Annotated in this window: 14 protein-coding genes; all 14 read left to right on the forward strand. The window is 38.0% G+C overall.

What is annotated here, in order from left to right; all coding sequences use genetic code 11:
- Positions 1 to 159 precede the first annotated feature (159 nt).
- On the forward strand, positions 160 to 1278 hold the full coding sequence (locus A1704_RS10125; protein WP_062673008.1) for a sensor histidine kinase: 1119 nt from the start codon (positions 160 to 162) through the stop codon (positions 1276 to 1278).
- A complete protein-coding gene (locus A1704_RS10130) occupies positions 1275 to 2039 on the forward strand; it encodes a LytR/AlgR family response regulator transcription factor (protein ID WP_062673010.1) in 765 nt (254 codons plus the stop codon). Before A1704_RS10125 ends, A1704_RS10130 begins: the two co-directional genes overlap by 4 nt.
- Before the next feature lie 271 nt (positions 2040 to 2310).
- Positions 2311 to 3432, forward strand: a complete 1122-nt coding sequence (locus A1704_RS10135) for an efflux RND transporter periplasmic adaptor subunit (protein ID WP_062673012.1) — start codon at positions 2311 to 2313, stop codon at positions 3430 to 3432.
- A 29-nt stretch (positions 3433 to 3461) separates the two neighbouring features.
- Complete coding sequence (locus tag A1704_RS10140; protein WP_062673014.1) at positions 3462 to 6620, forward strand: efflux RND transporter permease subunit; 3159 nt, start codon at positions 3462 to 3464, stop codon at positions 6618 to 6620.
- The gene (locus A1704_RS10145; protein WP_062673016.1) at positions 6607 to 8022 is read left to right on the forward strand and encodes an efflux transporter outer membrane subunit; all 1416 of its coding nucleotides are present in this window, start codon (positions 6607 to 6609) and stop codon (positions 8020 to 8022) included. Before A1704_RS10140 ends, A1704_RS10145 begins: the two co-directional genes overlap by 14 nt.
- 255 nt (positions 8023 to 8277) lie before the next feature.
- Positions 8278 to 8856, forward strand: a complete 579-nt coding sequence (locus A1704_RS10150; protein ID WP_062673018.1) for a DUF4840 domain-containing protein — start codon at positions 8278 to 8280, stop codon at positions 8854 to 8856.
- A 106-nt stretch (positions 8857 to 8962) separates the two neighbouring features.
- The gene (locus A1704_RS10155) at positions 8963 to 9529 is read left to right on the forward strand and encodes an RNA polymerase sigma factor (RefSeq protein WP_062673020.1); all 567 of its coding nucleotides are present in this window, start codon (positions 8963 to 8965) and stop codon (positions 9527 to 9529) included.
- Positions 9522 to 10919, forward strand: a complete 1398-nt coding sequence (locus A1704_RS10160; RefSeq protein ID WP_062673022.1) for an outer membrane beta-barrel protein — start codon at positions 9522 to 9524, stop codon at positions 10917 to 10919. The genes A1704_RS10155 and A1704_RS10160 overlap by 8 nt, the downstream gene beginning before the upstream one ends.
- 42 nt (positions 10920 to 10961) lie before the next feature.
- Positions 10962 to 11924: a T9SS type A sorting domain-containing protein gene (locus tag A1704_RS10165; RefSeq protein WP_062673025.1), complete on the forward strand. Its 963-nt coding sequence runs from the start codon at positions 10962 to 10964 to the stop codon at positions 11922 to 11924.
- Between the two features lie 953 nt (positions 11925 to 12877).
- The gene (locus tag A1704_RS10170) at positions 12878 to 13762 is read left to right on the forward strand and encodes a DUF3347 domain-containing protein (protein ID WP_062673027.1); all 885 of its coding nucleotides are present in this window, start codon (positions 12878 to 12880) and stop codon (positions 13760 to 13762) included.
- A 31-nt stretch (positions 13763 to 13793) separates the two neighbouring features.
- The gene (locus A1704_RS10175) at positions 13794 to 14435 is read left to right on the forward strand and encodes a DUF3347 domain-containing protein (protein ID WP_062673029.1); all 642 of its coding nucleotides are present in this window, start codon (positions 13794 to 13796) and stop codon (positions 14433 to 14435) included.
- A 2-nt stretch (positions 14436 to 14437) separates the two neighbouring features.
- Complete coding sequence (locus A1704_RS10180; protein WP_062673031.1) at positions 14438 to 14899, forward strand: heme-binding domain-containing protein; 462 nt, start codon at positions 14438 to 14440, stop codon at positions 14897 to 14899.
- A gap of 10 nt (positions 14900 to 14909) precedes the next feature.
- The gene (locus tag A1704_RS10185; protein ID WP_062673765.1) at positions 14910 to 17192 is read left to right on the forward strand and encodes a multicopper oxidase family protein; all 2283 of its coding nucleotides are present in this window, start codon (positions 14910 to 14912) and stop codon (positions 17190 to 17192) included.
- Between the two features lie 681 nt (positions 17193 to 17873).
- The gene (locus A1704_RS10190; protein WP_062673033.1) at positions 17874 to 19409 is read left to right on the forward strand and encodes a YifB family Mg chelatase-like AAA ATPase; all 1536 of its coding nucleotides are present in this window, start codon (positions 17874 to 17876) and stop codon (positions 19407 to 19409) included.
- The last annotated feature ends 28 nt before the right edge of the window (positions 19410 to 19437 follow it).

Raw genomic sequence — 19437 nt, forward strand, 5'->3', positions numbered from 1 at the left:
CATAAAATGATGATGAAATGTCTTTTTCAGGTGATGAACCGTCACATTCATTTTAACTCTGCTATTTTACGTTTCAGGTATTGTTTTGGCGGTCTCGTCTAAAATAGAAGATATTCATATAAAATCTATTTCTATATTTACATTCATAAAGTCCCGGATATGAACAGGATTTCTGCCATCAGGAAAAAAATAGTACGGAATAAGAAGATTCTTTCCACCATGAAAAGAAGGCTGGTGATCTGGGCGTTAGCAGTGGTCACTTTCTGTGTTTTTTCCTACCTTATTGATCCCTTTGATCCCGTTTGGAAAGGCTACCTTGATGCTCCTTTAAAAATGATTCTGGAAGATGCCACATGGATTATCTTTTTTTCAATCATTATTTCTGAGGTAAGTATATTTATAGACAGAACACTCAATAAATGGCTTCCCTGGAGAAACAGAACCGTAAAGCGATTATTCATTCAGTGTTTGCTTCAGATCGTGGGAAGTGTTTTGATTGTGATTATTATCAATGCAATCGTGGATGGTACTTCAGTAACATTACCTGAAATGGATTCCCGCAAAGAATATACACTTCTTGGACAATGGATCGCTACTAATATTGTCATATCGTTGATTATCAGCGCTTTTAATACCGTTGATTATTTATTGGAAAACTGGAAAAAAACAGCAGTAGAAGCTGCCCAGCACAAACTGAGGGCATCAAAACACAAGCAGGCTGCAATGGCGGCAGAGCTTCAGGCGCTTAAGCTTCAGATTGACCCGCATTTTATTTTCAATAATTTAAGTGTATTGTCAGAACTCATCCTGGAAGATCAGCAATTGGGATATGACTATTCCGAGAAATTTGCGAGAGTATACAGATACTTATTGGTCAATTCCAAAAAAGACATTATCGCCGTAGAAGAGGAACTCAAATTTTTAGAGTCCTATATCTTTCTGATTGAAAAAAGAATAGGGGAAGGCGTTATATTCAAAATAGATATTCAGGAAGAGTACAGATCGAGATTTACCCTTCCGCTGTCTTTACAGTTGCTGGTTGAAAATGCTATCAAGCATAATCAGACATCCAAAGTAAACCCTCTGGAAATTCACGTTTATACAAACCCTGAAGGAGAGCTGTTAGTCTCCAACACATTTCTGCCTTTAATCAACAAACCGGATTCCTCAGGAGTAGGGCTTACCAATATCGTTGCACGATATGAAATCTTAGGATATCCTAAACCTGTAATTGAAAAAACTGAAGATAAATTTATTGTAAAACTCCCATTGATATGAAGATTAATAAAGTTTTAATTGTTGAAGACGAAAGACCGAATGCTGACAGATTAAAAAGACTGTTGTTAAAGTTAAGACCGCATATCGAAATTCTGTCTGTGGAAGACTCGATCACCTCAACAGTACACTGGCTGGAAAATAATGTTGTCCCGGATGTCATTATGATGGATGTACGCCTTGCAGATGGTCTCAGCTTTGAAATATTTAACAAACATGAAGTTAAGAGTGCTGTCATATTTACCACAGCATATGATGAATATGCAGTACAGGCATTCAAATACAATAGTGTAGATTACCTCCTGAAACCTATTGAAGAAGAAGAGCTGGATGCTGCATTAAAGCGCTATGAAACCTTTATGGAAGCCGTCCCGGTAGTAGGAACAGCCATTGAAGGATTATTAAATTATATCCAGCCGAAAGATTACAGAAAACGTTTTCTCATTGCCCATAGAGATGGATATAAGACCGTGCTGGCAGAAGATATCCTCTATTTTTATACCGAATTGGGAATCAGCAAAGCCATGCTGAATACCGGAGTGGTGGAGAATGTTCCGCAAACCCTGGAAGAACTTGAAAAACAATTGGATCCTAAATTCTTTTTCCGTGCCAACAGACAATTTATCATTCATATCAATTCCGTTAAGCAGATTTTAAATCATTTTAATGGAAAATTAAAGCTCGAACTGAGGAAACATCCTGATATGGAGGTTATTGTGAGTCGGGAAAAGGCTTCCGTTTTCAAATCCTGGATGGATTATTAATCCTGGAAAAATACAGACAAGACTGCTTCTATAAAAGCAGTCTTTTTTTTGCTTCACTTATATCGTCCACAAATTTGTATTTGACAATTTTACTTATATTTTCATCCGAAATATTCTTTTTTATCACATTTATAAACGAAAATAGCTGCTTTCCCTTCATTTTTCCTATCATACGTTTCATCTGCGATTAATGACACTTCACCCAACTTCTGAATGAATATCACTGTAAGATGAAGTTATTTTGCTCCTGTAAAATTTAAAAACCAATGTTATGAATTACAGAAAAGGATATCTGGTACTTTCACTTACAGCTGCAGCCATATTGTACTCATGCGGTTCCGGGAGCGGCCAGGAGAATGCCCAGCAGATGCAGCAGGCGTTGCCTACAGATTTTATTCAGGTAAAATCCGGAGATGCAGATGTGTCTACAGGATATCCGGGAAGCATAGAAGGACAGGATAATGTGGATATCAAAGCACAGGTAACAGGATATCTGGAGGCAGTATATATCAAAGAAGGACAGTATGTAAGCAAAGGACAGACCCTTTTCAGAATAAATCCATCTGTGTACAATGAGCAGGTCAATACCAATGAAGCAGCATTGAAATCAGCACTGGCGGCACAGGAATCAGCAAGACTTGAAGTAGAAAAACTGAAACCTCTTGTAGAAGGAAAAGTAGTTTCCGATATGCAGCTGAAAACCGCTCAGGCAAGTTATAAAGCAGCATCAGCACAGGTTGCACAGGCACAGTCATCATTGGGATCCTCAAAGATTAACGCCAATTTTACGTATATCAAAGCGCCAGTGAGCGGATACATAGGCAGAATTCCGAACAGAGTAGGAAATCTTATCAGCCCGTCTGATCCATCACCACTAACCACGCTTTCAAGCATCAACAGTGTGAATGTATACTTTTCAATGAACGAAGCTGATTTTATTGCACACAGCAAGGCTGCGGCATCAGGAAATACAGCAGAAGATGTAGAACTTATCCTGGCAGACGGTTCCACTTATTCTCTTAAAGGAAAACTGGAAAATGCCAGCGGAAATTTCGACAGAAATACCGGAAGTATTCAGATGAAAGCTGTTTTCCAGAATCCGGACAAATTATTAAGAGCCGGAGGAACAGCCAGAGTGATGATTCATAATGCCCTGAATGGTGTGATTAAACTTCCGAAAACCTCTGTAAAAGATATTCAGGACAGATTCTTTGTTTATAAACTGAATGGTAAGGATAAAGTGAAAATGACACAGATTACCGTTTCAGGAAGTACCTCCCAGGATTACTTTATCAAAGAAGGCGTGAATGCAGGAGATAAGATTGCCATTAACAGAATTGATGCCCTTACAGACGGAGCACAGGTGGTGGCACACACTGTTCCTTTGAAATAGTTGTATAACCTTTCTTAGAAAATTCAAAAATGTTAAAAAAGATAATAGACCGTCCTGTACTGGCGACGGTAATATCCCTTATCATTGTTATTTTAGGGATCATAGGATTAAACCAGCTGGCGGTGACCAGATTCCCGGATATTTCTCCACCCACGATTACCGTTTCAGGATCATATCCCGGAGGAAACAGTGAAACCGTGATCCGTTCTGTGGTAACACCGCTGGAAGAGCAGATCAATGGAGTGGAAGATATGGAATACATGAAATCCACAGCAAGTAATGATGGTACATTCTCGATATCCATTATATTCAAACAGGGAGTGAATGCTGATCAGGCAGCCGTAAACGTGCAAAACAGAGTACAGCAGGCCACCCCGATACTACCGCAGGAAGTAGTGAGAATGGGATTGACCACCTCCAAGCAGCAGAACAGTATGGTATTGATTTTCAATATTTATACGGAAGATAATAAACAATATGATGAAACTTTCCTTCAGAACTATGCGAATATCAACCTTATTCCACAGGTTAAAAGAGTAAAAGGGGTTGGGCAGGCCATGGTTTTCGGGCTTAAGGATTATTCCATGAGAATATGGCTGAACCCTCAGAAAATGTCATCTTACGGACTTGAACCGGCAGATGTTTCCAGAGCGATCGCAGACCACAGTTTGGAATCTGCTCCGGGAAAACTTGGGGAGGAATCTGATGCAGCCTTAGAATATGTAATCCGCTATAAAGGAAAAAAGAACAAGCCGGAACAATATGAAAATATTATTGTTAAAAATGCAGGAAGCCAGGTTATTAGGTTAAAAGATGTTGCCCGTGTAGAATTCGGAGCCATTTCAAATACCGGAGATAACCTTTCCAATGGGAAAAATGCAGTGACTGTAGCGATTATGCAGACTACAGGATCCAACGCGAATCAGATTGAAATAGGAGTGAATAAAGCTCTTGACCAATTATCAAAATCATTCCCTCCTGGTATCAAATACACGAAGGTAATGAGTACCAAAGAAAGATTGGATGAAGCTACAGGACAGGTGAAATCTACCCTGATAGAGGCATTTATCCTCGTATTTATAGTGGTGTTTATATTCCTGCAGGATTTCAGATCTACGATTATTCCGGCAGTGGCGGTTCCGGTGGCGATTATCGGTACCTTCTTCTTCCTTCTGGTCTTGGGATTTACCATCAATGTACTGACGCTTTTTGCTCTTGTACTGGCCATCGGGATTGTAGTAGATGACGCCATTGTAGTGGTAGAAGCTGTTCACAGTAATATGGAAGGAACAAACCTTTCAGGAAGAGAAGCTACTCACAAAGCAATGAGTGAGATTACAGGAGCGGTTATCTCTATTACATTGGTGATGTCGGCCGTATTTATTCCCATCGGATTTATGTCCGGTTCTGCAGGATTATTCTATAAGCAGTTTGCCTATACATTGGCCATAGCGATCATTATTTCAGCAGTTAACGCATTGACTTTAACTCCTGCTTTATGTGCCGTGTTTTTGAAAAACAATCACTCGGGAGAAGGTAAAAAACCAAAAGGATTCGGGCAGAGGTTTGCTGTGGCATTCAATGCTGGATTCAATAATATGACCAACCGTTATGCAAAAGGAGTACGCTTTTTAATAGGGAGAAAATGGATTGCAGGAGGATTAATCGTAGTTGTTATCGGGGTTGGAGGCTGGCTGATGTCAAGTACGCCAAAAAGTTTTGTACCAATGGAAGATGACGGATTCTTCATGTACACTTTAAGCATGCCTCCCGGGACAGCATTGACCAAAACGACAGAGGTTTCCAACAAGATCAATGATATCTTAAAAGGAGTGGAAGCGGTGCAGGAAAATACTTCCATTACCGGATACAACCTTCTTAGTAACAGTGCAGGGCCGGCTTATGCAATGGGATTTGTTAAACTGAAGCCTAAAAAAGAAAGAGGTGAAGTTCAGGATATCCAGGAAGTGGTAGACATGGCAAGTGCAAAATTGGGAGTGATCAAAGAAGGAAGTGTAATGACCTTCAGAATGCCTCCTGTAGAAGGTTACGGAATGACGAATGATGCCGAAATTGTACTTCAGGACCGTATGGGAAGAGATCCTCAGGTTCTTAAGGCCAAAGCAGATGAACTGATCGGTCAGTTGATGCAGGTTCCGGAAGTAGCATTTGCCTACACCATGTTCAGGGCAGATTATCCTCAGATGGAACTTGAAGTAAATGAAGATAAAGCAAAGCAGCTGGGAGTAAGCATTTCCAATCTGTTGGGAACTGTTCAGACCTATTTCTCAGGAGATCAGTCTCAGAATTTCTCAAGATTCGGGAAGTTCTATAGAGTGAATATTAAAGCAGATGGTGTTTTCAGAATGGATGAACAGGCCTTCAACGATATTTTCGTAAAGAATGAAAAAGGAGATATGGTTCCGGTGAATACACTGATTACTTTGAAAAAAGTCTACGGTCCGGAATCCGTTCAGCGATATAACCTTTACAATTCATTAAATATCAACGTGTCTCCAAAACCAGGCGTAAGTAATGGAGAATTGATGGATAAACTGGAACAGACTTTAAGCAAGCTACCATCCGACTACAGCTACGAGTGGACAGGATTAAGTTTGGAAGAGAAATCAGCAGGAAATCAAACCATTACGATCTTCGGACTGTGTTTACTTTTCGTATATCTGTTGCTGGCAGCACAATATGAAAGTTATATTCTTCCTCTGGCGGTAATGCTTTCCATCCCAACAGGAATTGTAGGTGCATTTTTAGGAATAAAAGCCATCGGATTGGATAACAACATCTATGTACAGGTAGGATTGATCATGCTTATCGGGCTTCTGGCCAAAAACGCGATCCTGATTGTAGAATTTGCCATACAAAGGCGTAAGGCAGGTCTTTCGATTCTGGACTCCGCACTGGAAGGAGCAAAGGCGAGGTTACGTCCTATTATCATGACTTCATTAGCCTTTATTGTGGGAATGGTTCCACTGATGATTTCTTCAGGAGGAATGGCATCAGGAAATAAATCCATCAGTACAAGTGCGGCCATGGGAATGCTAAGTGGAGTGGTTTTAGGAGTTTTCGTCATTCCTGTACTCTACATGTTCTTTCAGTATCTGGATGAGAAATTCTCTACCAAAAAGAAGTATACTACAACAGAAAATCAATTGACAAATGAGCATATTTAATATAAAGAATTTCCTTATTTCAGGCGCAATGGCATCACTACTGATGTCTTGTGCCGTAGGGAAAAAATATACAAGAACAGACCTTCAGATTCCCGAGACCTACAAAGAATCCATGCAGGTGACAGGAGATACAGTAATTCTTCCCTGGAAGACATTCTTCAAAGATCCAAAATTGATAGGCCTAATAGATAAAGCCCTTTCAAGAAATAATGAAGTGAATGTCGCTTTGAAAAATATAGAACAGCTGGATCTGATTTATAAACAAGCTAAACTGGGTCTGATGCCAACATTAGATCTTACAGCAGGTGCCAACAGAAGCTGGGCTTCTACCAATACGCTTAACGGCTCTCTGAATGAACAGTTTGTCGGTACAAAATACATGGATGATTTCAGTGCCGCACTGAGACTTTCATGGGAAGTAGACATCTGGGGAAAAGCGAAAATGCAGAAAGAATCCGCGGCGGCAGAATATTTTGGACAAAAAGAAAATTTAAATGCCATCAAAAGCAGAATCGTCGTTCAGGTAGCTCAGGCTTATTATAATCTGATCAGTCTAGATGAACAGCTGAAAATAGCCGAACAGAATATTGAGTTGAGTGACAATACCCTTAAAATGATGAATCTTCAGTTTGCGGCAGGACAAATTAATTCATTGGCGGTTCAGCAATCGGAAGCACAGAAGAAAACCGCTGAGCTGCTGATTCCTTTGGCAAAACAGAATATTTCTATTCAGGAAAATGCACTGAGTATTCTTTGTGGAGAATATCCGGACAAAGTAGAAAGAGAAGGAAATCTGAAAACAATGATTCCTGAAAATAAGCTGTCAGAAGGATTACCCGCACAACTGCTGAGCCGAAGACCAGATCTGAAGATGGCAGAGTTTAACGTTATCAGTTTAAATTCCAAAACCGGATTGGCAAAAGCTGCTATGTATCCAAGTATCAGTCTGAGCCCACAGATAGGAGTAAATTCCAATAAATTCAGCTCATGGTTTGATATTCCCGGATCTATTACCAAAGCAATTGCGGCCAATCTTGCTGCCCCTATTTTTCAGAAAAAACAACTGAAAACATCTTATGAAACTGCTTTAATTGAACAGGAAAAAGCAGCCATCAATTTTAAACAATCTGTAATGACTGCGGTGGGAGAAGTTTCCGATGCTATGGCAAAGTCTAAAGGTTCTTCAGAAAGATTACAGCTTTTAGAACAGAGAACAGCTATTCTGGACAAAGGAATCAATGATGCATTGAAGTTATATAAAAGTGGGATGGCTACCTATCTGGAAGTGATCACTGCTCAGAACAATAAACTTCAGAATGATCTGGAAGCCATCAATGTGACCCTTGAAAAATTAAATGCTGAGGTAGATCTTTACAGAGCACTTGGAGGCGGAGTACAATAAAATACAACTGGTAAATAATAAAAAGGAAGCTATGTCATGTAGTTTCCTTTTTGCTGTTTATAAAAGATAAATAGAGCTTTGTTTTTATAACAGGTACGGAATTTGCAATGAGATGATGAAATTTTATATTCACAAAATCAATTGGTTATAATTTTTTTTGTTCTTTTTTTAGAAAAGGATGCAAGATTTTCAGAAAACATGATTTATATAGATGAGTACTCGAAAATAATTAATGTTTAACGAAAATGTAATGCAATGAAAAAATTGACAGTACCCCGATTTTTTATAACAGTTTTAATGGTTTTGGTAGGATTTACCCTATACTCATGTAATGATAATGAAGGACCGGATATTCCGCCTGTAAAAATAGAAAACTTACCAGGTAACTATAAAGGAAAACTGATTATTGTACAGGGAAATATCAAAAGAGAAGGCGTAAAAGATTTCAAAGTAAAGAAAGATACGATCTCATTTGCAGAATTTCCGATAAGTGAAATTGTAAAGACTGTGGTGAAAGATCCTGTGAAAGCAGAAAATGCCATAAAAACACTGGGAAAAGTGAAATATGATGTTAAATATGCTGCAGTAATCAATACCGCGAATAATGTGATAGAGCTTACTTTGACCCCTAAAACAATGGAACTTCAGATTCCTGTAGACGGAGTGAATAAAAAGACAGTGGTAGAATTCGTTTCTAAGCAGAAAGGATATTATGTAGGGTTAGACCAAACGCTTAGATATGCTCTTACAGCAGAAAAAATTACAGTAGATGGTACAGTGGTTACTCCTTATGAGGTGATTGATTATAATTTTCCATTCTGTATAAAAAATTAATTAATAGATAGTATCATCAATGGATTGCGCCTTATTAAAAAGATGCAATCTATTTTTGCTTGACAGTTTTATAATATCCCGGCGGATACGGAGGCAGCAGCATTATATGGAAGAAAGTAAAGAACAGATTTTGGTAAAGCACCTTCTGAAAAAGGAGGAAGCTGCCTGGAAAGAGCTTTTTGGAGCTTATTCCAGAAATCTGTCCTATGTATGTTCTCGTTATCTGGCAGAAAAAGAAGATGTTCATGATGTCCTCCAAAACAGTTTTATTAAAATGTTCCGTTCGATAGAATCTTTTGAGTACAGAGGAAATGGTTCTTTAAAAGCCTGGATGACCCGTATCACAGTCAATGAATCCTTGAAGCATATTAAGCAGAAAGGAGACTTTAAATCTGCCATAGAAGTAGATGATCTTCCAGATATTCCTAATGAAGAAGAACCGGATTTTGAAGAAATTCCCCGTGATGATATTATGATGATGATCAGAGCTCTTCCTGAAGGGTACAGAACTGTTTTTAACTTGTTTGTATTTGAGAAAAAAAGCCATAAAGAGATTGCCGGGCTGCTGGGGATTGCAGAGAATTCTTCTGCATCACAGTTTCACAGGGCAAAAGGACTGCTTACTCAGAAAATAAAAGAATTTAAAATGTCAAAAAAAGCACAATATGAATAACGAATGGCTAAATAATCTGCGAAGCAGAATGGATGACCATGAAGAGGACGTTCCGGAAGGATTGTGGAATGACATTAAAGATGAATTATTTTCCGGAGAAGAAAATAACAGTATTCCCGGATTTATTCCTGAGGTTCATGAAGGTGAAGCAAACAAAGAAAAGAGAACAAATACAGGAAACAGATCCATATTTTATCGCGTAGGAGGGATTGCAGCGGCCATTGCATTATTGTTTTTGCTGACCAGAATACTGCCCCAGAATGATACCGGAAAAACGCTGTCTCAGAAACCGGCAGATATGAAAGGAGAAAAGGAGAAAAATTATATAAAAACTATAGAAACTGAGAATCTTTCAGGCAGTAAAGTAAAATCAAAAACAGATGTTTTTTTATCTGAAAATATATTGAACACCGGTGCTTCGGAGAAAACATTGACACCAAGATATGCTGATAATGGAGCAGAAAATCAGGCTGGAAGCCATCAGAAGATCCAGGATGTCTTCAAGCTTCCGACAGCATCTGAGTTTTTTCAGCAGGAAAGTAAGATCGCTCAGAAAACATCAGTTATTGATGATACAGTGAAAGAAACTGTAAAAGAACAGGCTTCTGATGAGGTTCTTTTTAATCAGGAAAAAGTAAAAGAAGTCTATGCTGAAAATACACAGCTTAAAGCCGCGAGATCCAGAGATAAAAAATCATGGATGTTAGGTATGCTTACAGGAAATATGGGTTCCAATTCTGCAGAACAGCAGTTTCCGGGCTATGCTTCAATCACTGGAAAAGCGATGAATATAGATCAGGTATGGGCTACAGCCGAATATCATGATGATCCTCTGACGGCCATATTACTGGCCAATCAAAGTCAGCCGGTAGAAGCGAGAATCAGACATAAAGTACCGGTGACATTCGGGCTTTCTGTTTACTATAATTTGGGGAAAAGATGGGGAATAGGAACAGGACTGAATTATACCAAGCTTTCTTCTGAGCTGCATTCCGGAAGTGACAATAATTATATTAAAGGAGATCAGACAGTTCATTATATAGGAATTCCTGTTCAGGTTAATTATAATGTCATTCAAAAAGGAAAATTTACAGGATATATTACAGCTGGAGCGTTGGTAGAAAAACCAATAGCGGGCAGTATTACAACAACTTATGTTGTCGATGATCAAATTAAGGATTCCTCAAAAGAACGTGTGGAGCCTAAACCTTTGCAGTTTTCTGTCAATACAGCAGTAGGGCTTCAGTTGAAACTTATTGATAAAGTCGGAATTTATGCAGAGCCGGGAATAGGGTACCATTTTAAAGAAGAAAGTGCTCCTAATACCATTTATAAGGAAAAGCCTTTTCAATTTAATATGAAATTCGGAATACGAGTACTGCTGGATTAAGGCAGACCATTTTTACAACACCAAATTTAATAATCTATATATATGAAAACAAAACTAATTTTTTTAGCGGTTGTACTATTTAGTATTCTGAATATTAAAGCACAATGTACACCCACAATTACCAGCGCGAGACTTGGGCAAAAGTATCCGGGAACGATTTTATTCTGTAGTACGGAAGATGAAATTCTTTCCACTACACAGACGTACACAACGTATCAGTGGTACAAACAGGAATGGACCTGGCAGACACCTAATAACAATCCATGGGTAGCTATTCCGGGAGCAACATCTCAGCAGCTAACCATTAGTGGTAACGATCAGTTGAATTATTTTAAAGTAGTGGTTTCTGAGGGCGACTGTACAGCAGAGAGTCCTACGGCATTTGCAGATGGTTTTGTATATGGTCTGCCGGCAATGATGACTACTTATACACCGGGCACCTACGAAGAAAATATGGGAACCGTGAAGGTCTGCAACGGAGCTTCTGTACAGTTTGACAATATATTTCCTTTAGTATATGGCAAACATACCTGGTTCAAATGTGTGCCAGGGAGCAATCCGCCGGTAGCAGGAGATCCTTGTATTATTGCAGGTGTAGTAGGAGACACCTACGTTGCAACCAACTCAGGGAAATACGGATTTTATGCCTGTACGGAATATTGTCCGGATCAATGTGAGATGTTAGACCCGTTTGCATTTGTTGAGGTGACTTTCGGAGATTGGGAATTCTGCAGCAATCTGGGAACTGGAGAGATAAAAATTAAAGATAATAATCTGAGAATTTATCCTAATCCTACCGCGCAGCACCTTTATATCGGGAAAGAATCGGATAAAGTATATAAGGAAGTTATCATCATTGATATGTCCGGAAAACTTGTCCTGAAGAAAGTAGATCACAGATATAACCAGGCGATTGATGTAAGCAGTCTGGTACCAGGAAATTATATCATTGTGTCTAAAAGCACAGATGGAACAGAATATAAAAATAGATTGATAAAAAAATAATGGGATTATACAATCTGAAGAGGTTAAAAATTGATTGTGGGAAGGAAGAATGGATGTCAGAGGGGGATGTTCCTTGTATTGAAGAAGAACTAAAGTGATTTATTTTAATACTTTACGCTCATAGATACATTTTCATCCTTGTTAATCTAATGACGGTCATAATTACCCCCAAAGGAGCTTTCTCTTTCCGGCATCCGGCTTCCTGACTCACACTAATTTTTTCCAGTATTCAGACCAATAATCTTTTTCGTTAGTTTTTAATAATGGTTGAGTCGGTACAAATTTTTTTGTACCGGTTTTTTTATTCTATGAAGAGATAAATTCCTTTGCTACGAGCTTTGTCTGAAAAATTTTCTATTCAGAAATACATTGATTTTTTTGTAAATAACATCAACCCACAGAAAAATTCACAAAAATAATTTCATAAAAAAAGATATAAATGATAAATATTGTAACTTTGTTTGGTTGAAAACTTATAACAAACATATCGGCCGCATCCTTATCCTGTGTCTGGTGCTTTTCTTAGTACCGAACTTAAGCTTTGCGTGCACAAAAAAAGATATAAAAAAGGATCAAACTTTAGGTTATAAGTGTCAAACTAGTAGTTTATCAGATAAATTCTGCTGTAAAACTGGTTTTTGTAAAAAAGATAAAGACCATAATGATTGCAATGGCAAATGTAAACACAATTCCTGCCGATGCGGAACTGTCATCTCATTAACAGGACTTCCTGTTATGGACGGTCTGAAAATCAAAAATCATTTCATTGAAGAAACGAAACTTAAATTTAGTTTCAGTCAAACCTATTATTCTTCAGGGCTTTCTTCTATCTGGCAACCTCCCAAAATAGGATAATTATCTGTCTGTACAGCCAGAAATAGGTCTTGTCGAAGGCAAACTTTTGTTTTCGGACACACGGTCGTATTCCAATTATCAATTTTAAAAATCAAAAAATGAAATCATTATCAAAAATATTGATGGTAATCATTGTATTACTATCATATACTATAAGCTTTGCACAGATCAAAAATGCAAAGACAGAGACAGTAAAAATATATGGCAACTGTGAAATGTGTAAAGCCAATATCGAAAAAGCCGGGAATCTAAAGAATATCTCATCCGTAGAGTGGAATGAAGATACAAAAATGGCTACCCTGAATTATGATGCCCAAAAAACAAATCAGGAAGAAATACTTAAGCGTATTGCTTTAGCGGGTTATGACAGTGAAAAGTTCTTAGCTCCGGACGATGTTTACAGTAAGCTGCCGGGCTGCTGCCAGTACAAAAGAGAATTAAAACCTGCCAACATGAATAAAGATCAGGGAATGAATATGAATAACGAACACGCTAATCATGATCACAGCAAAATGACCCAGGCTAACAACTCTGAAAATAAAAACGAATTTCAGCTTAAAGCAGTTTTTGACAATTATTTTTCTTTAAAAGATGCACTGGTAAATACTGATGCAGGGACTTCATCGGCAAGGGCCGCCTCTTTGGTAAAAGCGATTCGAAATGTTGAAATGGGTAAGCTTTCCAATGAAGAACATACTGTTTGGATGAAAGTTTTAAAAGAACTGACAGCACAGGCAGAAAAGATAGCAACTACTAAAGACATCGAAAAGCAGAGAGGTACTTTTGCGCTTCTGTCTGAAAACATCTATGCCCTTACCAAAGTTTCAAAACATAGCGAAACAGTGTATTACCAGCATTGCCCAATGTTTAATAATGGAAAAGGAGCGAATTGGCTTAGCAAAGAAGAATCCATCAAAAATCCATTTTACGGTTCTAAAATGCTTACCTGCGGGAGTGTTCAGGAAACCATCAACCATCAATAATAAAAAACTTTAATAAGTAAATATTAATACAATGAAACATATAATAGTATCAATCATCATATTAACAGCCGCAATCTCCTGCAAACAGTCTCCAAATAAAAACAGTGAGGTAAAAATACAGGACAGTACATCTATATCTGAGACAAAGAGATCACCATCACGTGATTCAGCTGTTTCTGCTGAACCAGTAATTGCTCCTGATCAGAAAACTGAAACGGTTAAAACAGAGACTAACCCCCAAAACTTTAGCATTGAACCTATTGTTAAAGATTATTTAGCCCTTAAAAATGCACTTGTTGCAGACAATGACAAGGGAGCAGCCAATGCAGGAAAAAAATTACTGTCGACCCTCAAGAATGTGGATGTGAAAAGTATTCCTTCCAGTAAACAAAAAGAGTATCAAGAAATAGCAGACAACGTAAAGGAAAATGCAGAACATATTGGTGATAATGCAGGGAAAATTGATCATCAGCGTGAGCATCTGGCTTCTTTAAGTAAAGATGTTTCGAATCTTATCGCCTTATTTGGCAGTTCACAAAAACTGTATCAGGATCATTGTCCAATGTATAATGACGGTAAAGGAGCAGTATGGATCAGTGAAACCAAAGACATCAAAAATCCTTACTATGGAAATCAGATGTTAAACTGTGGTTCTGTGAAAAAAGAGTTCTGAGAATGAAACAAATACTGAAAAGAATTTTGGTATTTGTTCTGTTTCTTTTTATTGCAATACAAATGTATCAGCCCGCCTTTAATATAGATAAAGGCAAGGCTGCTACAAAAGATTTTATAAGAGTATATAAAATGCCGGCTGAAGTACAAACTCTGTTTCGGAATTCCTGTTATGACTGTCACAGTAACAATACCGATTATGTGTGGTACGATTACATACAGCCTGTAAGATCACTTGTAGAAAGCCACATTAAAGAGGCGAAAAATGATCTGAATTTCAATGAATGGGAAACCTATTCCAACCGAAAACAGGAAAGATTGCTGAATTCAATAAAAGAACAGATTGTAAACAGGCAAATGCCATTGTCGTCTTACACTCTGATGCACAGAAAAGCAAAACTGAGTGATGACGAAATTAAAACAATGACCGAATGGTTAAAAGAGCAGAGCAAAGTTTATGAATAAAAATAATACAATGAATATACCTCAGAATATCGCCATAAGATTACTTCAGGCAGTTTTGATTTTCTTCTGCTGGCAAGGTGTTTTGGCACAGAAAGTAGTACGATATGAGCTATATGTAAAAGATACCCTGGTCAGCTACGCCGGGAAAGAAAAAAGAGCCATCGCTGTTAACGGACAGATACCAATGCCTACTCTTACCTTTACAGAAGGAGATACCGCAGAAATTGTAGTCCACAATCAGCTGAAAGAGAGTACATCACTGCATTGGCATGGCGTATTTTTACCCAATAAAGAAGACGGTGTACCATGGCTGACGCAAAAACCTATAAAGCCTGGAGCTACCTATACCTATCGTTTCCCGATTATTCAACACGGAACACACTGGTATCATTCCCATTCCGGACTTCAGGAACAGATTGGAATGTATGGAAGCTTCGTCATGAAAAAAAGAGAGGATGACAAAACTTTCAGAAAAGGAATTGATGACCTGCCGACAGTTCCTATTATCCTAAGTGAATGGACGAACCTGAATCCTGATAATATCAACAGAATGCTTCACAATGCCAACGACTGGGCGGCCATTAAAAAAAATGCCACACAGTCTTACGTGGAAGCCATTAAAGAAGGTCACTTTAAAACAAAACTGACCAATGAGTGGAAACGCGTGCTGGCCATGGATGTAAGTGATGTATATTATGATAAAGTATTAATCAATGGAAATAACAGTACTGATTTAACAACCGTTGATGGGCAAAAGCTAAAAGCAGGAGATAAAGTACGTTTAAGGATCTCAAACGGAGGAGCCTCTTCCTATTTCTGGTTACGTTATGCAGGAGGTAAAATTACCGTTGTGGCCAATGATGGTAATGATGTGGAACCGATAGAAGTAGACAGACTGATTATTGCTGTTTCTGAAACCTATGATATCGTAGTAACCATTCCTCAGGATGGCGTTTCCTATGAATTTTTAGCTACCACAGAAGACAGAACCCAATCTGCAAGTTACTTTGTAGGTAATGGCATCAAACAGCTTATTTCTCCTCTTCCCAAACTTAAATACTTTGAAGGAATGAAAATGATGAATGACATGATGAAAATGAACGGAGATCTTAATGATATGGGAATGAAAATGAGCCTTAACCAAATGGATATGAATGTGGTGATGTACCCTGAGATTACAGGTGATGGAAAGCAGAAACAGGATCACAGCCAACACAATATGAATGCAGATCAGGAAATGAATATGGATAGTAACAGATATAATGCCAATGCTCTAGGACATATTAAAACCCTGAATTATGCCATGTTGCAATCTCCTTATAACACAGAACTTCCTAAAGATGCTCCGGTAAAGGAATTAAAATTTACCCTCACCGGAAATATGAACCGCTATGTGTGGAGCATGGATAATAAAATCTTATCTGAAACCGATAAAATCCCTGTAAAAAAAGGAGAAATATTAAGAATTACCATTTATAATAATTCCATGATGAGGCATCCGATGCATTTACATGGTTTTGATTTCAGGGTAATTAATGGCAAAGGAGAAAAGTCTCCCCTGAAAAATGTACTGGATGTGATGCCAATGGAAACCGATACAATTGAATTTCAGGCTAATGAAGAAGGCGACTGGTTCTTCCACTGCCATATCCTTTATCATATGATGGCAGGAATGAACAGGGTTTTTGCAGTAGATGATTATAAAAACCCTTATTTACCAGACAAAAAAGAAGCCTATAACATGCTTCAGAGAGAAAGCAATATGCCTCATTTTATGATTCAGAATGACTTTGCAACCAATGGAAATGACGGGGATGCAATGCTTCAGACCGCAAGATGGAACCTCTCTGCAGAATGGCGTTTAGGATATAATGATATGCACGGATATGAGGTGGAAACGCATTTGGGAAGATACATCGGGAAGATGCAGTGGTTTATGCCGTTTGTAGGATTTGACTTCCGCTATAGAAAAATGGGAATAGATGAACAGGAGAAAAATATCTTCGGGCAAAAGAACGAAAAAGATACCCGAAGAGCAATCAGTTTAGGTTTCGTGTATACCCTTCCGATGCTGATCAACTTTCAGGCAGAAGTATATCATGACGGTATCATTCGTTTACAGCTGATGAGAGAAGATATTCCAATATCAAAACGTTTGAGAGGAGGCTTCATGGTCAATACCGACAAAGAATACATGACCGAATTGAAGTATATTCTTAATAAAAATGTAAGTATTCGTGCCCACTATGACAGTGATATGGGATGGGGAGCAGGAATTTCTTTAGCTTACTAAATGATAATTAAGAAGAATATACTCACATTATTCTGATACAAGAGGAGGCTGGCTGTCTCTTATGTTTGCAAAGTCAAATGTAGGAGACAGCTCTTCTTTCTTTTGGATCTATAGGAAGAATATGCCTTAGTGACATGTTTTGCTCTCCACATGGCTTCTTCATGCAGATAAAATTTAGTATATAGTTTCATAGTCTTTTTCAATACCAAATTTTAGTATTGTTTCTTCATTGTAAATATTCATTTTTGAGTAAAATTTGTTCAGGATGAAGGAATTCTTTATGTATTTCTTTATCTATAACCTTGATAATTGATCCGGATATATTACATTAACATACTTGTTAAACAAAAAATCCACTGTGCTGGAATACTTTAGCGGATTTTATTCCCTTTTCTCTTTCTATGATAATTTTTAAGTGGAATTTTCCTTTCGTAAAACCAAAAATATTAAGCTTTTCATATAAAGAACTTTTATAACTCTTGAAAAAAGAATGATTAATTTCTGTTGTATGTAAGGGGAAGCTATCTGAGCCACATGAAATCTTAATAGTTTTTGAAGAACCTCTCTCAATGCCCTTTTGTTGAAATCTTTTTAGATATCCTTATTCTTATAGAAAATCATTAATGTAACATTCAGATTTTCAAAATACTATATTGTTTATTTTTACTTCAAAAACACATCATGCTGATCAAAATTTATGGAAGTGCCATTCATGGAGTGGCTGCACAGACCATTACTATTGAAGTGAATGTAGATACCGGAGGAATAGGATACCATCTCGTTGGGCTTCCTGATAACGCTATTAAGGAAAGCAGCTATAGAATTTCTGCAGCCCTGAAAAATGTCGGATTTAAAATTCCAGGAAAGAAAATTACCATTAATATGGCTCCTGCAGATCTTAGAAAAGAGGGCTCTGCTTACGATCTCAGCATTGCTATTGGTATTTTAACTGCTTCCGATCAAATACTGGCAGAGAACGTTAAAGATTATATTATTATGGGAGAGCTGTCACTGGACGGAAGTTTACAACCTATCAAAGGCGTTTTACCCATTGCAATTCAAGCCAGAGAAGAAGGCTTTAAAGGAATCATCCTTCCCAAACAAAATGCCAGAGAAGCAGCCATTGTCAACGATCTTGAAGTATACGGAGTTGAAAATATCAGAGAGGTTATTGATTTTTTTAATGAAGGAAAAGCGCTCGAAAAAGTTACATTGGATACCAGAAAAGAATTTCATGAAAAAATCAATGATTTCCCTTTCGATTTCTCAGAAGTTAAAGGTCAGGAAACCGCCAAAAGGGCGATGGAAGTGGCAGCAGCAGGCGGACACAATATTATTCTGATCGGACCGCCCGGAAGCGGAAAGACAATGCTGGCCAAAAGGGTTCCCAGTATTTTGCCTCCATTGACATTGAAAGAAGCTTTGGAAACAACAAAAATTCACTCTGTAGCCGGGAAAATAGGAACAGAAACATCATTGATGACTGTTCGTCCCTTCAGATCTCCACATCATACTATTTCAGATGTTGCTCTGGTAGGAGGGGGAAGTTATCCACAACCAGGAGAAATCTCTCTTGCTCATAACGGAGTTTTGTTTCTGGACGAAATGCCCGAATTTAAGAGAACAGTGCTGGAAGTCATGAGACAGCCTTTGGAAGATCGTGAAGTAACGATTTCAAGAGCCAGATTTACTGTAAACTATCCGGCAAGTTTTATGCTGGTAGCTTCTATGAACCCCAGTCCAAGCGGATTCTTTCCCGATGATCCTAATAATACTTCATCTGTTTACGAAATGCAGCGGTACATGAGTAAACTTTCCGGGCCGCTTTTAGATAGAATAGACATTCATATTGAAGTTCAAAAGGTAGAATTTGAGCAGCTTTCCGAGAAAAGAAAAGGAGAGAAGAGCAAAGATATCAGACAGCGGGTTTTGAAAGCAAGAGATATTCAGAATAAAAGATATCAAAACCTCAATATCAGCAGTAATGCTCAAATAGGACCTAAGGAAATTGAGGCCTATTGTGAACTGGATGAAACGTCTTTCGGTCTCATCAAATTAGCTATGGAAAAACTTAATCTTTCGGCAAGAGCTTATGACAGAATTCTTAAAGTTGCCAGAACAATAGCCGACCTTGAAGAATCTGAAAAGATTCTGTCTCATCATATTTCCGAAGCCATACAATACAGGAGTCTGGATCGTGAATTCTGGAATGGATAAACAATCCGACCTCTTTTTCTTAGAAAAA

The organism is Chryseobacterium cucumeris (genome assembly GCF_001593385.1).
In the GTDB taxonomy this organism is placed as follows: Bacteria; Bacteroidota; Bacteroidia; order Flavobacteriales; family Weeksellaceae; genus Chryseobacterium; species Chryseobacterium cucumeris.